The organism is Agrobacterium vitis, assembly GCF_013337045.2.
Classification (GTDB): Bacteria; Pseudomonadota; Alphaproteobacteria; order Rhizobiales; family Rhizobiaceae; genus Allorhizobium; species Allorhizobium vitis_B.
The window spans coordinates 1,435,037-1,451,146 of record NZ_CP118259.1 but is presented as its reverse complement, the minus strand read 5'-3'; the positions used below and the strand labels follow the sequence as shown (position 1 = coordinate 1,451,146).

The following is a 16,110-nucleotide window of genomic DNA, read 5'->3' as shown; positions in this document are numbered from 1 at the left end:
TATGTCGAAACTTCCATCGACCTATGATATCGAAGCCGTCCGAAAGGATTTCCCGATCCTGTCGCGGCTGGTGCATGGCGATAAACCTCTGGTCTACCTGGACAATGGTGCGTCTGCGCAAAAGCCCCAGGCGGTGATCGACGCCATCAGCCATGCCTATTCCAACGAATATGCCAATGTGCATCGCGGCCTGCATTTTCTCTCCAATGCCGCGACCGATGCTTATGAAGCGGCCCGCGAAAAGGTGCGGCGCTTTCTGAATGCCGGATCGGTGGACGAGGTGATCTTTACCAAATCCTCGACCGAGGCCATCAATACGGTGGCCTATGGCCATGGCATGAAAGAGATCGGCGAGGGCGATGAAATCCTCCTGACCATCATGGAGCATCACTCCAACATCGTGCCCTGGCATTTCCTGAGGGAACGCAAGGGTGCAAAATTGGTCTGGGTGCCGGTGGATGACGATGGCGCGTTCCACATCGAGGAATTCGAAAAGCGGCTGACCGATCGCACCAAACTGATTGCCGTCACCCATATGTCCAATGCGCTCGGAACCGTGGTTCCGGTCAAGGAAATTTGCCGGATTGCCAGGGAGCGCGGCATTCCGGTGCTGGTCGATGGTAGCCAGGCGGCGGTGCATATGCCGGTTGATGTGCAAGATATCGACTGCGACTGGTATGTGATGACCGGCCATAAGCTTTACGGCCCATCCGGCATCGGCGTGCTCTACGGCAAGATGGACCGGTTACGCGCCATGCAGCCCTTTATGGGCGGCGGGGAAATGATCGTCGATGTAACCGAGGATATGGTAACCTATAACGATCCGCCGCATCGGTTCGAGGCAGGAACGCCGCCAATCGTTCAGGCCATCGGGCTTGGGCATGCGCTGGATTATATCGAAGGTCTTGGCCGCGAGGCGATTGCCGCGCATGAAGCGGATTTGACCGCCTACGCCCATGAGCGGCTGACGGCGATCAATTCGCTGCGGATTTTCGGCAATGCGCCGGGCAAGGGTGCGATTTTCTCCTTCGAGCTCAAGGGTATCCACGCCCATGACGTATCGATGCTGATCGACCGGCGCGGTGTAGCCGTTCGGGCTGGCACGCACTGCGCGCAGCCATTGCTGTCTCGTTTCGGTGTGACCTCTACCTGCCGGGCCTCTTTTGGCCTATATAATACCCGTGAAGAAATCGATGCGCTGGTGGAAGCGCTTGACTATGCCAAGACCTTCTTCGGCTGAGGATTGAAACCATGAGCGTCAGCGACATGAATACCAGTAAAAATGACGAGAAGCCGGATGTGCGCGAAGGTATCGTTCATTCCAGCATTCCGCCGGAGGAAGTCGCCCGCTTGTCGGACGATATCATCTCGGCACTGAAAACCGTTTATGACCCGGAAATTCCAGCGGATATTTTCGAGCTTGGCCTGATTTACAAGGTCGATATCGAAGACGACCGCATGGTGAAGATCATGATGACGCTGACAGCGCCCGGCTGCCCGGTGGCTGGCGAAATGCCAGGTTGGGTGGAAAACGCAGTCGGCTCTGTGGAAGGCGTTTCGGGCGTGCAGGTGGAAATGACCTTCGATCCACCATGGACACCGGACCGGATGTCTGAAGAGGCGCAGGTCGCCATCGGCTGGTATTGAGTGAGGGCGGCTTGCTGAAAGACGAGCCGCCTATTACATTGTCAACATGCCGGTTTTGTCTGGCACTGTTCCGGTTTGAAAACCGAACCCACTTTTAAAAAACACCGGGCCTTGAACCCGGATGTGAAAAGGAGAAAGCCCATGGGCTTTGCGGTGATGACCATGACCGATGCGGCAGCGGCCCGCGTCAAGGAAATTGTCGAGAATTCCGGTTCGGATGCCAAGGGCATTCGTGTCGGCATTAAAAAGGGCGGCTGTGCGGGGATGGAATATACCATCGACCTGGTGACAGAACCGAACCCGAGGGATGACCTGATTGCCCGCGACGGCGCCTCCGTCTGGCTGGAGCCAGCCGCAGTGCTCTATCTGCTGGGTACGGAAATCGATTTCGAAACCACAACCTTGCGCTCCGGCTTTACATTCCGCAATCCGAACCAGACCTCGGCCTGTGGCTGCGGCGAGTCGGTAGAATTGAAGGCCGCAGACCTGGCCGAGCTGGCGAAACAGCGGCAGGCGGTCCACGTCTGATCAAGACCTATTGTTTCAGGGCCTATTGCTGCCATAAAAGAATGTCACAAAAAGAAACGCCTCGCCCTTCAAATGAAGGGCGAGGCGTTTCTCATAGATCCGAATAGAATTCAATTATTTCAACAGGGATCGCAAATCATCTTGCTCACGGCGTAGCGCAGAGATCGTCGAAACGACAGAGTAGACAAACATCGCGCTTATAGCAGCCGAGAGCACGCAGAGAAGCAAGAACATCTTGTTTTCCTTTGTGTCTGATCGTCACTTGTCCAGCCTCAACGGTCATCCTGCGCCAAGGTTCCAATCAGCGGCTGGCGCTGTGGTAAGGCTGCGAAATCGACGTGCGGAAATTGGAAGGGGCGCGGTCTTCGTTCATGTGAAAACCAATGCTCGTTGCCAGCATAGCGCCGATCATGGCAGTCCAGACCAGATTAATCATCGTCACTTTATCAAGCATGGGTTTCGTCCTTCGTTTTGACGGGGCCAGTTGCAGCAACAATGGCTGCAACCGCGTCTTGTTCCTGTGAGCAGTGCACTCTTTTTACAAAAGCCGTGCTGAAGCTGCCCTTAACACTCCGTTCATCTGGCGTTCATCTGAGCGGCCAGAAATGCGAAGCAATCGTCTTCATGTTCATCAAACCAAGCTACCAATGCTTCAAGAACAAATGCGCTGACAATTGCGATACTCAAAACAACTGCAAGCATTGTTTGTTCTCTTGGCCTTGTCGTTGAACATGATCCCTGTATAAACACCCGGCCTTGAAGCGGGCCTGAATGTGCCGTTCATCAGGCATTCATGGGGCAGGCATGGGGTGATCTGGCCACAAATATGAACGGAACGGGCGTGAAAACCGGGGCGGTAGGCGCTTGCGGTTCCAGCCTGTCCGTGACAAAAGGCGGGCATAAAAGATTAGGGCGGACCGATGACAATTGCCTTTTATCCGGGCTCTTTCGACCCAATGACCAATGGCCACCTGGATGTTCTGGTTCAGGCGTTGAATGTCGTCCCCAAGGTTGTCGTCGGGATCGGCATTCATCCCGGTAAAGTGCCGATGTTCAGCTTCGAGGAGCGCGCAGAGCTTATTGCGAGCAGTCTTGGCGAGGCCGTGCCTGAGCGGGCAGGGGATGTTTCGGTTGTCGCTTTCGATGGTCTGGCCGTCGATGCCGCCCGCCAGCATGGGGCGACGCTTTTGGTCCGCGGCCTGCGCGATGGGTCAGATCTCGACTACGAAATGCAGCTTGCGGGCATGAACCGGCAGATGGCGCCAGACCTGCAAACGGTCTTCCTGCCAGCCGGTACGGCGTCGCGGCCCATAACGGCCACATTGGTCCGGCAAATCGCCACCATGGGCGGTGATGTCAGCGCCTTTGTCCCCCCGCAGGTGTCGCGGGCATTGAAATCCCGGCTCAAGGCTTGAGCCGATCCGAGAAATTACGGAGCCTTCATGAAACTCATGTCTCTTGCTTTCGCGGGCCTGCTCGCGCTTTCCACCCTTGCCACCAACGCCATGGCCCAGGCCGGTGCTGGCGATAACATCATGACCATTCAGCTGAAGGACGGCCCTGTCGTCGTGCAACTGATGCCGGAGGTCGCGCCCAAGCATGTGGCGCAGATCAAGACGCTGGTAAGCCAGGGTCAATATGACAATGTCGCCTTTCACCGCGTTATCGAGGGCTTCATGGCCCAGACCGGCGACGTGCAATATGGCAATATGAAATCCGGCTTCGACAAGAGCCGTGCTGGCACCGGCGCTTCCAAGCTGCCGAATATCCCAGCCGAATTTTCCAAGACGCCTTTCGTGCGTGGCACGGTTGGCATGGCGCGTTCCCAGGACCCTAACTCTGCCAATTCGCAGTTTTTCATCATGTTCGGTGACGGCAGCTTCCTGAACGGCCAATATACCGTGGTTGGCAAGGTTGTGTCCGGCATGGAATTTGTCGATAAGATCAAGCGCGGCCAGGGTGGCAATGGCGAGGTCAGCGATCCCGACCGGATGATCAAGGTCACCCTCGGAAAGAAATAGGTTGCCGCCACTTAATTAAGCGCGTGAAGCAGCAGTCACCTCATCCGTTCCCTTCTCCGGTCCTTTCGGACTGCGGAAAGGGCACGGATTTCAAAATCGGGCAAAATGCCCGAAAACCGGAATACCAAGGAGAAAAACATGGCTGAGATCAAGGATCCGGAAAACACCGTCATCATGGAAACCACCAAGGGCAAGGTCGTCATCAGCCTTTTCCCGGACCTGGCCCCCGGCCACGTCGCCCGCATTAAGGAACTGGCCCGCGAAGGCGCCTATGATGGCGTCGTCTTCCACCGCGTCATTCCCGATTTCATGGCCCAGACCGGCGACGTGAAATTTGGCAAGAAGGGTGGCGAAAGCTTCAATCCCGGCCGTGCTGGCATGGGCGGCTCCGACAAGCCGGACTTGAAGGCTGAATTTTCGGCCACGTCACATGTGCGCGGCACCTGCTCCATGGCCCGTTCGCAAAGCCCGAACTCCGCCAATTCGCAGTTCTTCATCTGCTTCACCGATGCGCCTTGGCTGAACAAGCAATATTCCGTCTGGGGCCAGGTTATCGAAGGCATGGATGTCATCGACGCCGTCAAGAAGGGCGAGCCAGTCACCGATCCGGATTCGATCATCTCGATGAAAGTCGCCGCCGACGCCTGATTTCGGCTTTTCTGTCAGCCCGCTCCGGTGCTTCGGCGCTGGGGCGGGTTTTCGCGTTCCAAACCCTGTTGCGATATCATGCGTGTAGACCTGTTCGATTTCGACCTTCCAGACGAGAATATCGCGCTGCGCCCGGCCAGTCCGCGTGATCAGGCGCGGTTTCTGGTTGTGCGCCCGGATGGGGCGCCAATGCTGGAAGATCGCCGGGTTTTCGAGCTGCCGTCTTTCCTTAGGGCCGGCGACGCGCTGGTCTTCAACGACACCAAAGTTATTCCGGCCCAGCTGGAGGGTGTTCGCATCCGGGAAGGGGCCGAGCGCACGCCGGTGTCCTGCACGTTGCATATGCGCGTTGCCGCCAATCGTTGGAAGGCTTTTGCAAGGCCCGGCAAGCGGATCAAGCAAGGCGATGTGATCGACTTTGACGGCCTATTGGCGACGGTTGCAGAAAAAGGCGAGGCGGGCGAAATCGATCTGGAATTTGCCGCCTCCGGTCCTGATCTGGACCGGGCGATTGCGGGTGTCGGCCATATCCCGCTGCCTCCCTATATTGCCGCGAAACGCCCGGAAGACGGGCAGGATCGCACCGATTACCAGACCATTTATGCGCGGGAAGAGGGGGCGGTTGCCGCACCAACCGCCGGTCTGCACTTCACGCCTTCCCTGTTCGAGGCGTTGGATAAAGCCGGGATCGAGCGCCATTTCGTGACGCTGCATGTCGGGGCGGGGACCTTCCTGCCCGTCAAGGCCGACGATACCGACGACCACAAAATGCATCAGGAAATCGGCCATGTCTCGGCCGAGACGGCGGCGGCTCTTAACGCGGTCAAAGCGCGGGGCGGGCGGATCGTCAGTGTCGGCACCACGTCGCTGCGACTGCTGGAAAGCGCTGCCAGCGAGGATGGCCGTCTTATGCCATGGTCAGATGCGACGGGCATTTTCATCACGCCGGGCTATCGCTTCAAGGCGGTGGATGTGCTGATGACCAATTTTCACCTGCCGAAATCCACGCTGTTCATGCTGGTTTCGGCGTTTGCCGGACTTGAAACCATGCGGGCTGCCTATGCCCATGCGATCGAGACCGGCTACCGTTTCTATTCCTACGGCGATTCCAGCCTGCTCTTCCGGAAAGACAAATAACAATGAGCGAGCAGTTCACGTTTACCCTGAAAGCCACCAGCGGCAAGGCCCGGCTAGGCGAAATTACCATGCCGCGCGGCACGATCCGCACCCCGGCCTTTATGCCGGTCGGTACGGTCGGCACGGTCAAGGCCATGTATCTCGATCAGGTGCGGGAAGGGGGCGCCGATATCATTCTGGGCAACACCTACCACCTGATGCTGCGTCCGGGCGCCGAGCGCGTCGCCAGACTTGGCGGCTTGCACGAGCTGATCCGCTGGCCGCAGCCGATCCTGACCGATAGCGGCGGGTTTCAGGTTATGTCGCTCTCCGGCCTACGCAAACTGGATGAGCAGGGAGTCACCTTCAAGAGCCATATCGACGGTTCTCTGCATCACATGTCGCCGGAAAGGTCCATCGAAATCCAGGGCCTGCTGGACAGCGACATCCAGATGCAGCTGGACGAATGCGTCGCCTTGCCCGCTGAGCCGCGTGAAATCGAGCGCGCCATGGAAATGTCGTTGCGCTGGGCGGAGCGCTGCCGCGTCGCCTTTGGTGAACAACCCGGCAAGGCAATGTTTGGCATCGTGCAGGGCGGCGATCAACCGGGCTTACGCATTCGCTCCGCCGAAGGGCTGAAGCAACTGGACCTGAAAGGCTATGCCGTCGGCGGTCTGGCGGTCGGCGAGCCTCAGGAGGTGATGCTGAGCATGCTCGATATTACTCTGCCTGTGCTGCCGACGGAAAAGCCGCGCTACCTGATGGGCGTCGGCACGCCGGACGATATGTTGAAATCGGTCGCGCGTGGCATCGATATGTTCGATTGCGTCATGCCGACCCGCTCTGGCCGCCATGGCCTCGCCTTCACCCGGCGCGGTAAGGTCAATATCCGCAACGCCCGCCACGCCGAAGATAAACGCCCCCTGGACGAACAATCGTCCTGCCCGGCAGCACGAGATTATTCACGGGCCTATCTGCACCATCTGGTGCGCTCCAACGAAGCGCTGGGCGGTATGCTGTTGTCCTGGAACAATCTATCCTATTATCAGGAACTGATGCAGGGTATCCGCCAGTCAATCGCCGAAGGCAGGTTTGAGGACTTCATGGCCGAGACCATGGAATGCTGGGCGCGGGGTGATATCGAGGCGGCGTAACGGTTTGAGCTGCTCAGTGCTCTGCCATGTTAGACAGGGGACTATTCAGAGCAACGCCAGACAGATGGACGGATGAGATCGCGCTCTGTGATGCCCGCAAGGCAAGGGCCTCGATCAAGGACTGCTGGATGGCATCGCGCAATTGCTGCGATGTTTTCACCGTCTGTTTCTTATCGAGCCACTGCGCCGCGTTGACAAGGTTTGCGCCTTCCTGAACCATAATCCTGTGCGCGCGCTCTAGCGCCCAGGCTTCCCAATCATTGTTGAGCCAATCATTGCTGAGAAAGTGTTCAATAGACATATCATTTGCCCCCCGGAAACATGTCCGTCATCAATGCGATTCATTCGCCAGCGCAGACTAACAAATCTTACGATTCGCTAAAAAATAAAAACGACTTAGATCCGACTTTTTTCATTAAATACCTGAGATTTACAGGGAGTGTTTTCGAGCCATCAAGTCTAAGTTGGGCATTTGACATAGTTGTTTTATTTAAAGTTGCCGACAGACGGCGAACAGTAATAGCTGGCATGGTTTGAGCGTCAATTCCAATAGCCCCGGTGGTTTCGCCGTCACGCATGATGGGTGGCACAAAATGGGCAAAATGACATGAGAACGAACAGCAAATCGAGCTGGAGAGCATATGCGGATTTTTGTCGGATCGGATTTTCATGCGGACCATCAAGAGAACATGGACTGGCTCCGGCAGATCTCGACGCGCGACTACCGGCAGGACGTACTGATCGTTGCCGGCGACGTAGCAAACGGCATGGCGCTGTTTCAGACTGTCATGGAACTCCTGGCCCAGCGATTTTTCAAGGTTCTGTATGTGCCGGGCAATCACGATCTCTGGGTTGATGCCGAAGGGCAGGGCTCATCCTTCGACAAATTCCAGCGGCTGCGAGCTGCCTGCGCCGATCTGGATATCGGCATGGAGCCACTGGCACTCGGCAACACGCTGATCGTCCCGCTGTTTGGCTGGTACGATTACTCCTTCGGCCCGCCCGGCTCCATCCTCAAACAGGCCTGGATGGATTACCGGCGCTGTGATTGGGAAGGCGGTTCCGATGACGAGGTCAGCCGGTATTTTGACAGTGGCAATGCGGAGCCCGATACATCAGGTTTTTCATCGATCCTGTCTTTCTCGCATTTCCTGCCACGCATCGACCTGATGCCGGAGCGTATGCCGGAGAAATACCGCTTCCTTTATCCCGTCCTTGGTTCCAGCCGGTTGGAAGACAGGATCGCGGCTCTGGGCTCGCACCTGCATATCTACGGTCACAGCCACCTCAACCGCCGTACCGTCAAGGACGGGCGCACCTACATCAACAACGCCTTCGGCTATCCTTCGGAGCGCCACATTGCGGCAAGGATGCTGATGCATGTGGGTGATGTCTAGGGGGCGTTTGTGCTGTGCTGGGTCCATGCTTGTTATTGAGCCGGGCCTGTTGTTGAGCCGGTTGCTTACTTTCAGCACAACGGTTTCCGGAGGGTGAAGGTCAATTTAAGGAGGACAACTCGTGGACGTTAATCTCAAAGAGGCCAGTTGGCTCAATCAACCGGCGGTATGGCAGGCCACTAAAACTGGCCTTACTCTGACGACGGATGCGAACACTGATTTCTGGCGTAAGACCCATTACGGATTTACGCGCGACAGCGGGCATTTCCTCGGTACTCCCGTTGAAGATGGTTTCACGGCGTGTGTCCGCGTCCAGGGGGAGTTCCGGTCACTCTATGACCAGGCGGGCCTTATGGTGCGCATTGACGAAAATCGATGGGTCAAGACGGGTGTGGAGTTCACCGATGGAGAACGCTTCCTGAGTACGGTCATCACGGATAGTAAATCTGACTGGTCAGTGTCCCAGCCATTCAAAGACCTCGAGGATTTCTATATTCGGATTACACTAAAGGAAGGCGCGATGCGCATTCAGGCATCGTCAGATGGCAGGGTGTGGCCGCTACTGCGCCTTGCTCCGTTTCCAGAGGCTTCTCGTTATCTCGTCGGCTTGACTGCGTGTACGCCGGAACGAGGGGGATTGGATGTTCGGTTCTCAGAGTTCACAATAGGCGCGGCGATAACGACCGATCTTCATGACCTTACAGCGTAGCAGTGCCACCAAGCATTCCACGTTATCGATCGTAACCTTTCGTAGACCTTCGTTGCATTTGAAAGTGGAATCTACCCCGACTACATACAAAAGTTAGATAAGATAGATTATGGAACTATTTGCCATCCAAAGAGTGAGATTTACCCGAACCGGGCAACTCGTGTGGCTGCGAGATCGGCCAGTACGGACAATGCCAAGGACTGGGCATCTCGGGCTCTGTTGAAGATGCCAATGGGAGATTTGATGCGGGCTATGTCGGTGTCACTGTATCCGAGGTCTCGCAGCCGTTCCATCCGCCTTGCATGGGTTCTGGCGCTGCCCAAGGCACCGAGATAGAAAGGCTCGGCACCAAGCGCTGCCTGAAGAACCGGTATTTCCAAATCGATATCGTGGTGCAGAAGTGCCACTGCCGTATCTGCATCAATCCGGCTGGCATCGGGTTCAAGGTTGGCGTTATCGTGACGATACACATCATAGCCAGCAGCCTCGGCGATCCTGGCTGTCGTATCGACTTCGATAGACCGGCCAGACAGAAAAATCCGCGTCTTTGGGCGGTAGGCCGTGACGAAACTTTCGCTTTCCCAACCGGCGCGTTTCGGCGTCTCGATTGCTGTTAAGGCCTGTTTCGACGGTTCGTAGCGCAGACCGGCTGGAAGCCGGCTTTCAAGGCTCTCAAGCACGGTGCGGATCGGCGCGCTGTGGCGAAGAACGTGGATGGCGATGGTGATGCCGCCGCCACAAGGCAGCACTATATCGAAAAACGGCGAACCTTCGCCAAACAGGACGTGGCGATCTCTGTCTTCGCCAATAGCGTCCACCGCTTCGCTCGCTACCGCTGCCTCGATGCAGCCGCCAGAGACGAAACCGCAATAACGGCCATCGTCCCGGATCGCCATATGCGCGCCGAGTGCGCGGGCTGAGCCACCCCGGATCTCTATTAGAGTGGCGAGTGCGACGCCTGCCCCGCCGTCGAGACAGTCAACCGCGAACCGCAATATATCGACGGCACTATCGGTGGAAAATGCCCTTTCGGGAACCAAGGACCTGAAGGCCGTTGGGGATGTGTTGTTCATTCAGGCACCACTTTCTTTCCCTTCGCCATATCGTCTGCGCAGACAGCGCCGACGATATTTACGGGAAGTCTTCATCAGATGAGCTTTTCCAGAGTAATCGGCAGATCGCGGACACGCTTGCCGGTGGCATGGAAGACAGCATTGGCGATGGCTGGCGCGACACCGACAATTCCGACTTCGCCAACTCCTTTGCCGCCAAGCGTAGAGGCCTGGTAGTCGGGTATACCCACTGAAATCACCTGGATATCGGGAATGTCGGCATTGGTCGGCACGAGATAATCCGCCATATTATTGTTGACGACCCGCCCATTGCGGCTGTCCACCAGCCCCTCCTCCAGCAAAGCCTGGCCGATACCCATGATGATGCCACCGCGCCACTGGCTTTCCACCATTTTCGGATTGTAAAGCCGTCCACAATCGAAGGCGGAAACCATGCGCGAGACCCGAACAGTGCCAAAATCCTCGTCGACGCGAACTTCGACGAAGTGAGCGCACCAGCTATGCATGGACGTGTCGCCCATGGTCGGGCCTTGCACTCTTGCCATGCTGGTCCAGGCGCCCTTGTGGTCGGCGGCGCTTTGGGCATCGTCGGGCAGGGTATTGCGCCGCACTTCAATCTCATCGCGGTTCAGGGCTGTCATCAGCTCGGGCAGGGTGATCGAAGGCCCCTCGCCGCGTGACATAGCAATCCGGCCATCGCTCAATGTCAGAATATTGGCGCCGGTCTCGCGGAATGGCGAATTGGTGTCGTTAAGGGCAAGCGCCAGGATTTCGTCACGGGCCGCCATCGCTGCCTTGTGGACAGCACCGGTGATCGACCCGGCCAGCATTGATCCGCCGGCAATCGCCGATCCTGGAAGCCTGGAATCGCCGAGTACAACATCGATCTGCTCGACCGGCACGCCCAGCGCTTCTGAAGCGGTCTGGGCAAGGATCGTATAGGTACCCTGCCCCATGTCTATGGCACCACTGACCACCTCAACCCGCCCATTCGCCAGAATGCGGATCATCGCTTCGCTCGGCGCGCGGATCACTGGAAAGGTGCCGCAGCCGATACCCCAGCCGATCAGATGTCGCCCGTCGCGCATGGTCCGGGGCTGCGCGCTGCGTCGTGACCAGCCAAAAGCCTCGGCACCCTGGGTGAGGGCTTCGCGCAATTGACGCGTCGACCACGGCTTGCCCGATTGATAATCGCGGTCGGCATAGTTTTTCAGGCGAATTTCCAGGGGGTCCATACCGATAGCAGCGGCCAGTTCGTCCATGGCACATTCAATGCCAAAGGCGCTCGGGTTTTTGCCTGGCCCCCGCAAAGCGCCTGGCGTGACGGTATTGACTGGCACGACGCGATGCTCGGAACTGAAATTCTCCACCTTGTAGAGGATCGGTGTCGCAGCGCCGGTCTGCTCTGGATAATCCATGTAGATGGAAGTCTCACTGGCGCCGCGATGAAGGATTGCCTGCAAAATCCCGTCTTGCGTTGCACCCAGGGCAATGGTCTGGCGCGTCGCGGCACGTCCACCGTAACTGGTGAAATTCTGGGGCCGGGTCACGGCCAGTTTGACGGGACGGTCCAGCTTTCTCGCCGCTGCCGCTGCCACAGCACCATAGGCCAGCGCCCCGCCCTTGGAGCCGAAACCGCCGCCAATAAACGGTGAGACGATACGGACATTCTCCAGCGGCAGGCCGAACCATTCGGCGTAGCTGCGTGCCATGCCGTGGGTCCATTGGCTCGGCTCCCAAAGCGTCAACCGGTCCTCGTCCCACTGAGCGGTCAGGCCATGCGGCTCCATGGCGACATGGTATTCGCGCGGTGTCCGATATTCCGCTTCGATGCGCACAGCAGAGGCAGCCAACGCCGCCTCGGCATCACCCCAGGAAACATTCAGATTATCCATCAGCTTGCCAGGACCAGCATTTGGATCGTCCAGTCCATTGGTTGCCGTAGTTTCTTCATAGACAACACGAACCAGCTTCGCTGCTTCGGCTGCCTGCTCCCGGCTTTCGGCGATGACGGCTGCAATCGATTGGCCATTGAAGCTTACCGTATTCGACAGGGGATAATAAGGCTGGTTATCCGGCCGATTTCCGTACCAATCAGACGCGGTGATCAGGCCGAGGTCGTCCTGCGGTGTCAACACCATCAGCACGCCCGGTGCAGCCTTGGCTGCTGTTGTATCAATCGATACCACCCGACCGGACGCAATCGTGCTCTGAACCAGAACCGCATGGGCGGCGTTCTCCACTGGGTATTCCAGCGCATAGGTCGCAGCCCCAGTGATCTTTCTCTGTCCTTCGAACCGCGAAAGACGGCCACCGACCGCGCCGTCTGCGGCATCGCCGTGCTTGCGTGCTGTCACTATCGTCATGCGAGACCTCCCAGAGTGAGGACGGCGCGGGCGATCACGCGCGGCGCCAGTTGGATCTTGTAATGATTATCGCCCTGCGACACCGCACCTTCCATCGAAAGCCGGCTGGCTTGCTCGACGGTTTGCGGCTCAAGCAGCTTGCCGATCAGCGCCTGCTCCACGGCGCGGACCCGCCATGGTTTGCTGGCCACGCCACCAAGCGCAATGCGAATATCCCGGATCGTGCGGCCATCCTCTTCCAGTTCCAGGCCAACGGCCGCACTGGCTGCGGCGAATTCGTAGGACTGGCGGTCGCGGATCTTCAGATAGGTAGAATTTTCAGCCGCGGCGGATGCCGGAATGGTGATGGAGAGGATCATCTCCCCTGGCTTCAACAGGGTTTCGAGATGCGGCGCATCGCCATAGGGCAAAAAGAAATCGTCGATGGCGATCTGCCGCTCGCCCACATCCACCGTGGCATCAAAGGCGGTCAGCGCCACGGCAAGATCGCCGGGGTAGCTGGCAATACACAGATCACTGGTGCCAAGCACTGCGTGGTTACGGGTCACCCCGCCGATGGCTGAACAGCCGGAACCCGGTGCGCGCTTGTTGCAGGCTGCAAATGTGCCTGGATCACGAAAGTAGGAACAGCGGGTGCGCTGCATGAGATTGCCACCAACCGTCGCCATATTGCGCAACTGGGCCGACGCCGCCAGAGACAGCGATTGCGCAACAGCTGGGAACCGCGCCTTTATGACAGGATGGTTGGCCACGGTGGACATTCTGGCCAAGGTGCCAATAACGGCGCCAGTTTCATTGACGGTAATGGTGCCAAGCCCGGCCAGATGACTGATATCCAGGACATTATCCGGTTCGGCAACACCGGATTTGGCAAGGTCGAGCAGGCTCGTACCACCGGCCAGCAGCGCTGTATCTGGTTGGTGCGTTGCCTCACGGGCTGCTTGTATGGACGAGGCCCGGCTATAGGAAAAGCTCTTCATCATGCAGCCTCCGCCGCGTCACGCACCGCCGCCACGATGCTGTTATAGGCCCCGCAGCGACAGAGGTTTCCAGACATATATTCGCGGATTTCCGCATCCGATCCCGCATGCCCCTCGCGGATGCACGCCACCGCCGACATGATCTGGCCGGGTGTACAATAACCGCATTGAAAGGCATCCTGTTCCAGAAAAGCGGTTTGAACCGGGTGCAAATCGCCATTTGGTGCCGAAATGCCTTCTATCGTGGTGATCGCATGGCCTTCCGCCTGGGCTGCCAGCATCATGCAGGACAGGACCCGCCTGCCATCGACATGGCAGGTGCAGGCGCCGCACTGCCCCTGGTCGCAGCCCTTTTTGGTGCCGGTCATCGACAGATGCTCGCGAAGCGCGTCAAGCAAAGTCACGCGCGGTTCAACGTCACATTCGTGAAGCGTGCCGTTGATGGTCAAGCTGAGATGAAGTGTTGCTGGCATGATAAGCTCCGTGCTGTCGCTTAAAAGAGTGAATAGGCGCCATGCGTTTGCTTAAACGCATGGCGCTTGCCGTCTCGGGCGAAATATTTCAAAGGCGATTGTGGACAGCCTCGGCTGTCAGAAACTATGCCGACTTGAAGGACGGGAGATGCGCACTATTTTTAACATGACATCCTCCCCTCTTCTGGACTATGACTTGGAAGGCCCTCCTAATCGGAGGCGCCTCCGTTTAAACTAGAGGTTTGTCGTCTTTCGTCAAGCCCCAAATGTCCCGGAGCAGAATTTTGGCATCGGCTGCCTCGAACACATCTTCGCCGAAGGTACCTAAAATGCGTGCGGATGCCTTGCGAAACCGGGAGAAATTGGTCGAGGTGGCAGCCCTCGCCTTTGCTGAAAAAGGCGTGGAAACCTCGCTTGAGGATATCGCACGGCAGGCTGGCGTCGGTATTGGCACGCTTTACCGCCATTTTCAGACACGCGAACATCTCGTTGAGGCAGTTTACCGGCGCGAATTGTCAAGCCTGGCAGACGCGGCGACGGAGCTTGCGACAACACTTCCCGCCGATATGGCGCTGGAGGAATGGATGCGCCGTTTCGTTGGCTATATCGCCACCAAACGTGGTATGGCCAATAGCTTGAAAATTATTATGAATTCCAATTCCACCCTGTTTGCGGAGGGCTCCGGCCTGATCCGCGATGCGGTCGCCCGGCTGATGGCAAAGGCGCAGGAGCAGCAGCTCATTCGCGACGATATCGGCGAGGCTGACGTGCTGCACGCCCTCTCCAGCATCTATTCCATGCCCGACACCCCGGAATGGCGCGACCGTTCGCATCGGCTGATCGGATTGCTGATGGATGGATTGCGCCACAAAAGCCCATCCAAAAGCTGACGGCTTGGACCGAAACCTGGAGGCTGAAAATCAGCTTCCAGGCTCGATAGTCTCCTTACTGCTTACCGGCTTTGTCCGACCAGGATGGTGGCGCGCCGACCATTGTTCCAACCATTCCGCCAATGCCCGGTGCCCGCCCGAAGGCTTCGCAGGCGGCATTCTTGGGCGCGCCGCCCAGTCCCGATTTCAGCTTTTGCCCTGATGGCAAGGATAGGTTGATGCCGGAGGGTTTCTGGCCTTTTTGCAGCATCTGCGAAAACTCACCAGCAAAGGACGAGGCCAGACCATAGGCATCGCCGACTTCGGAAACGCGGGGGCCATTGGTTATCGAGTTTGCACCCCTGGACCAGACGATTGCCGCGACTTGTGTTCCCTGCGGGGTAAGCGCTTCGGCTTCCACCGCAAGGCCGCCAAGACCGATGGGAAGACGGGGAATACCGACCGGCAGGACGGCGGATGTTCCAAGCGTTGTCACCTTGGAAACACCAGCGGCAATCTTGCCGGTCGGAACGATGTCGGTAATCTCCGCTTGCACGGTCAAATCGGCTGGTTCTCCGGGGCGAACCACAAGAAACCTGTCGCTCAGATCGATGCACAATGCCCGATCCAGCGCGTTGGAAACCAGCCGGTCACTGCCTGATTCATGGAGCTTCGAGCGCGCCTGCGGTGATAGTTTCGTCGGTGAAATGGCGATCGAGCGGGCTGTCAGCAGCGATTGTTGATCCAAAAACACCCGTGACTTAGCGATCTTGCCCTCGACCGGCCCTAGCTTTTCATAGGATTTGAGAGAGCCCGATTGCGTCAATGGAACCGAGCCGCAACCGGAAAGACCGAGAGACAATGCCAAGGGAAAAATCGCCGAAAAGCGAGAGCGGTTTTCCAGTCTCATCTCGCGATTGGCAAATGCACACGCACGCATATACGTCATAAAATAACGACCTTTTCTTCAAGCCTTGGCACATATGTCGTGATCGATTCGCAAATCCAAAAAGATGTCGAAGCCAGGGGCAATGGCTCCTTCTATAGAAATCGATTCAAGGCAATTTCGGGGTGCTCCGCGTGGCAATCGCGAATATAACTATCCAAAATAAAAGTTTTTATTTGAAAC

Annotated in this window: 20 protein-coding genes; 11 read left to right on the top strand and 9 right to left on the bottom strand. The window is 57.5% G+C overall.

All coding sequences use genetic code 11. From position 1 onward, the window contains the following. Position 1 precedes the first annotated feature (1 nt). From G6L01_RS06845 to sufA, 3 genes are all read left to right on the top strand, one after another. Entirely contained in the window at positions 2-1,240 is a 1,239-nt protein-coding gene (locus G6L01_RS06845; protein ID WP_139190295.1) for a cysteine desulfurase, read from the top strand. Positions 1,241-1,266: 26 nt separating this feature from the next. After that, positions 1,267-1,647 (top strand): SUF system Fe-S cluster assembly protein, encoded by a 381-nt coding sequence (locus G6L01_RS06840; protein WP_070165127.1) that lies wholly within the window; start codon positions 1,267-1,269, stop codon positions 1,645-1,647. 141 nt (positions 1,648-1,788) lie between these two features. Then, complete coding sequence (sufA, locus tag G6L01_RS06835) at positions 1,789-2,175, top strand: Fe-S cluster assembly scaffold SufA (protein ID WP_070164719.1); 387 nt, start codon at positions 1,789-1,791, stop codon at positions 2,173-2,175. A 301-nt stretch (positions 2,176-2,476) separates the two neighbouring features. Here sufA and G6L01_RS06830 read toward each other — a convergent pair whose 3' ends face one another. Both G6L01_RS06830 and G6L01_RS06825 read right to left on the bottom strand, forming a co-directional pair. Continuing rightward, a complete protein-coding gene (locus G6L01_RS06830) occupies positions 2,477-2,629 on the bottom strand; it encodes a hypothetical protein (protein WP_156536474.1) in 153 nt (50 codons plus the stop codon). A gap of 122 nt (positions 2,630-2,751) precedes the next feature. Continuing rightward, positions 2,752-2,877: a hypothetical protein gene (locus tag G6L01_RS06825; protein ID WP_272950979.1), complete on the bottom strand. Its 126-nt coding sequence runs from the start codon at positions 2,875-2,877 to the stop codon at positions 2,752-2,754. 218 nt (positions 2,878-3,095) lie between these two features. Here G6L01_RS06825 and coaD point away from each other — a divergent pair, with 218 nt between their 5' ends. The 5 genes from coaD (at position 3,096) to tgt (ending at position 7,114) form a co-directional block, all read left to right on the top strand. Beyond that, positions 3,096-3,590, top strand: coding sequence for a pantetheine-phosphate adenylyltransferase (gene coaD / locus G6L01_RS06820; protein ID WP_070164718.1), 495 nt, complete (start codon positions 3,096-3,098; stop codon positions 3,588-3,590). A 27-nt stretch (positions 3,591-3,617) separates the two neighbouring features. After that, on the top strand, positions 3,618-4,196 hold the full coding sequence (locus G6L01_RS06815) for a peptidylprolyl isomerase (RefSeq protein ID WP_070150769.1): 579 nt from the start codon (positions 3,618-3,620) through the stop codon (positions 4,194-4,196). A 138-nt stretch (positions 4,197-4,334) separates the two neighbouring features. Continuing rightward, positions 4,335-4,844 carry a peptidylprolyl isomerase gene (locus G6L01_RS06810; RefSeq protein WP_070165126.1) on the top strand — a complete coding sequence of 170 codons (510 nt, stop codon included), beginning with the start codon at positions 4,335-4,337 and terminating at the stop codon, positions 4,842-4,844. Positions 4,845-4,922: 78 nt separating this feature from the next. Further along, a complete protein-coding gene (queA, locus tag G6L01_RS06805; protein ID WP_071207202.1) occupies positions 4,923-5,981 on the top strand; it encodes a tRNA preQ1(34) S-adenosylmethionine ribosyltransferase-isomerase QueA in 1,059 nt (352 codons plus the stop codon). A 2-nt stretch (positions 5,982-5,983) separates the two neighbouring features. Next, the gene (gene tgt / locus G6L01_RS06800) at positions 5,984-7,114 is read left to right on the top strand and encodes a tRNA guanosine(34) transglycosylase Tgt (protein WP_070164716.1); all 1,131 of its coding nucleotides are present in this window, start codon (positions 5,984-5,986) and stop codon (positions 7,112-7,114) included. Positions 7,115-7,127: 13 nt separating this feature from the next. Here tgt and G6L01_RS06795 read toward each other — a convergent pair whose 3' ends face one another. Together G6L01_RS06795 and G6L01_RS06790 are read right to left on the bottom strand one after the other, a co-directional pair. Further along, the gene (locus G6L01_RS06795) at positions 7,128-7,415 is read right to left on the bottom strand and encodes a hypothetical protein (RefSeq protein ID WP_070164715.1); all 288 of its coding nucleotides are present in this window, start codon (positions 7,413-7,415) and stop codon (positions 7,128-7,130) included. 67 nt (positions 7,416-7,482) lie between these two features. Beyond that, positions 7,483-7,692 (bottom strand): hypothetical protein, encoded by a 210-nt coding sequence (locus G6L01_RS06790; RefSeq protein ID WP_139190294.1) that lies wholly within the window; start codon positions 7,690-7,692, stop codon positions 7,483-7,485. A 63-nt stretch (positions 7,693-7,755) separates the two neighbouring features. Between G6L01_RS06790 and G6L01_RS06785 the strand changes: the two genes are divergently transcribed. Beyond that, positions 7,756-8,511, top strand: a complete 756-nt coding sequence (locus G6L01_RS06785) for a metallophosphoesterase (protein WP_070164714.1) — start codon at positions 7,756-7,758, stop codon at positions 8,509-8,511. A gap of 121 nt (positions 8,512-8,632) precedes the next feature. Next, positions 8,633-9,220: a DUF1349 domain-containing protein gene (locus G6L01_RS06780; protein ID WP_070164713.1), complete on the top strand. Its 588-nt coding sequence runs from the start codon at positions 8,633-8,635 to the stop codon at positions 9,218-9,220. 140 nt (positions 9,221-9,360) lie between these two features. On the opposite strand, the gene G6L01_RS06775 is transcribed toward G6L01_RS06780, so the two are convergent. The 4 genes from G6L01_RS06775 to G6L01_RS06760 all read right to left on the bottom strand — a co-directional run bounded on the left by G6L01_RS06775 (position 9,361) and on the right by G6L01_RS06760 (position 14,112). Then, complete coding sequence (locus G6L01_RS06775) at positions 9,361-10,293, bottom strand: XdhC family protein (protein ID WP_070164712.1); 933 nt, start codon at positions 10,291-10,293, stop codon at positions 9,361-9,363. 74 nt (positions 10,294-10,367) lie between these two features. Continuing rightward, positions 10,368-12,659, bottom strand: coding sequence for a xanthine dehydrogenase family protein molybdopterin-binding subunit (locus G6L01_RS06770; RefSeq protein WP_070164711.1), 2,292 nt, complete (start codon positions 12,657-12,659; stop codon positions 10,368-10,370). Continuing rightward, positions 12,656-13,639: an FAD binding domain-containing protein gene (locus G6L01_RS06765; protein WP_070164710.1), complete on the bottom strand. Its 984-nt coding sequence runs from the start codon at positions 13,637-13,639 to the stop codon at positions 12,656-12,658. Before G6L01_RS06765 ends, G6L01_RS06770 begins: the two co-directional genes overlap by 4 nt. Beyond that, entirely contained in the window at positions 13,639-14,112 is a 474-nt protein-coding gene (locus G6L01_RS06760) for a (2Fe-2S)-binding protein (RefSeq protein ID WP_070164709.1), read from the bottom strand. The genes G6L01_RS06765 and G6L01_RS06760 overlap by 1 nt, the downstream gene beginning before the upstream one ends. 329 nt (positions 14,113-14,441) lie before the next feature. Between G6L01_RS06760 and G6L01_RS06755 the strand changes: the two genes are divergently transcribed. Next, positions 14,442-15,002, top strand: a complete 561-nt coding sequence (locus G6L01_RS06755) for a TetR/AcrR family transcriptional regulator (RefSeq protein ID WP_174089200.1) — start codon at positions 14,442-14,444, stop codon at positions 15,000-15,002. 55 nt (positions 15,003-15,057) lie between these two features. Here the strand turns inward: G6L01_RS06755 and G6L01_RS06750 are convergent, their stop codons facing one another. Then, positions 15,058-15,891, bottom strand: a complete 834-nt coding sequence (locus tag G6L01_RS06750; RefSeq protein ID WP_070165124.1) for a DUF3313 domain-containing protein — start codon at positions 15,889-15,891, stop codon at positions 15,058-15,060. Positions 15,892-16,110 lie beyond the last annotated feature (219 nt).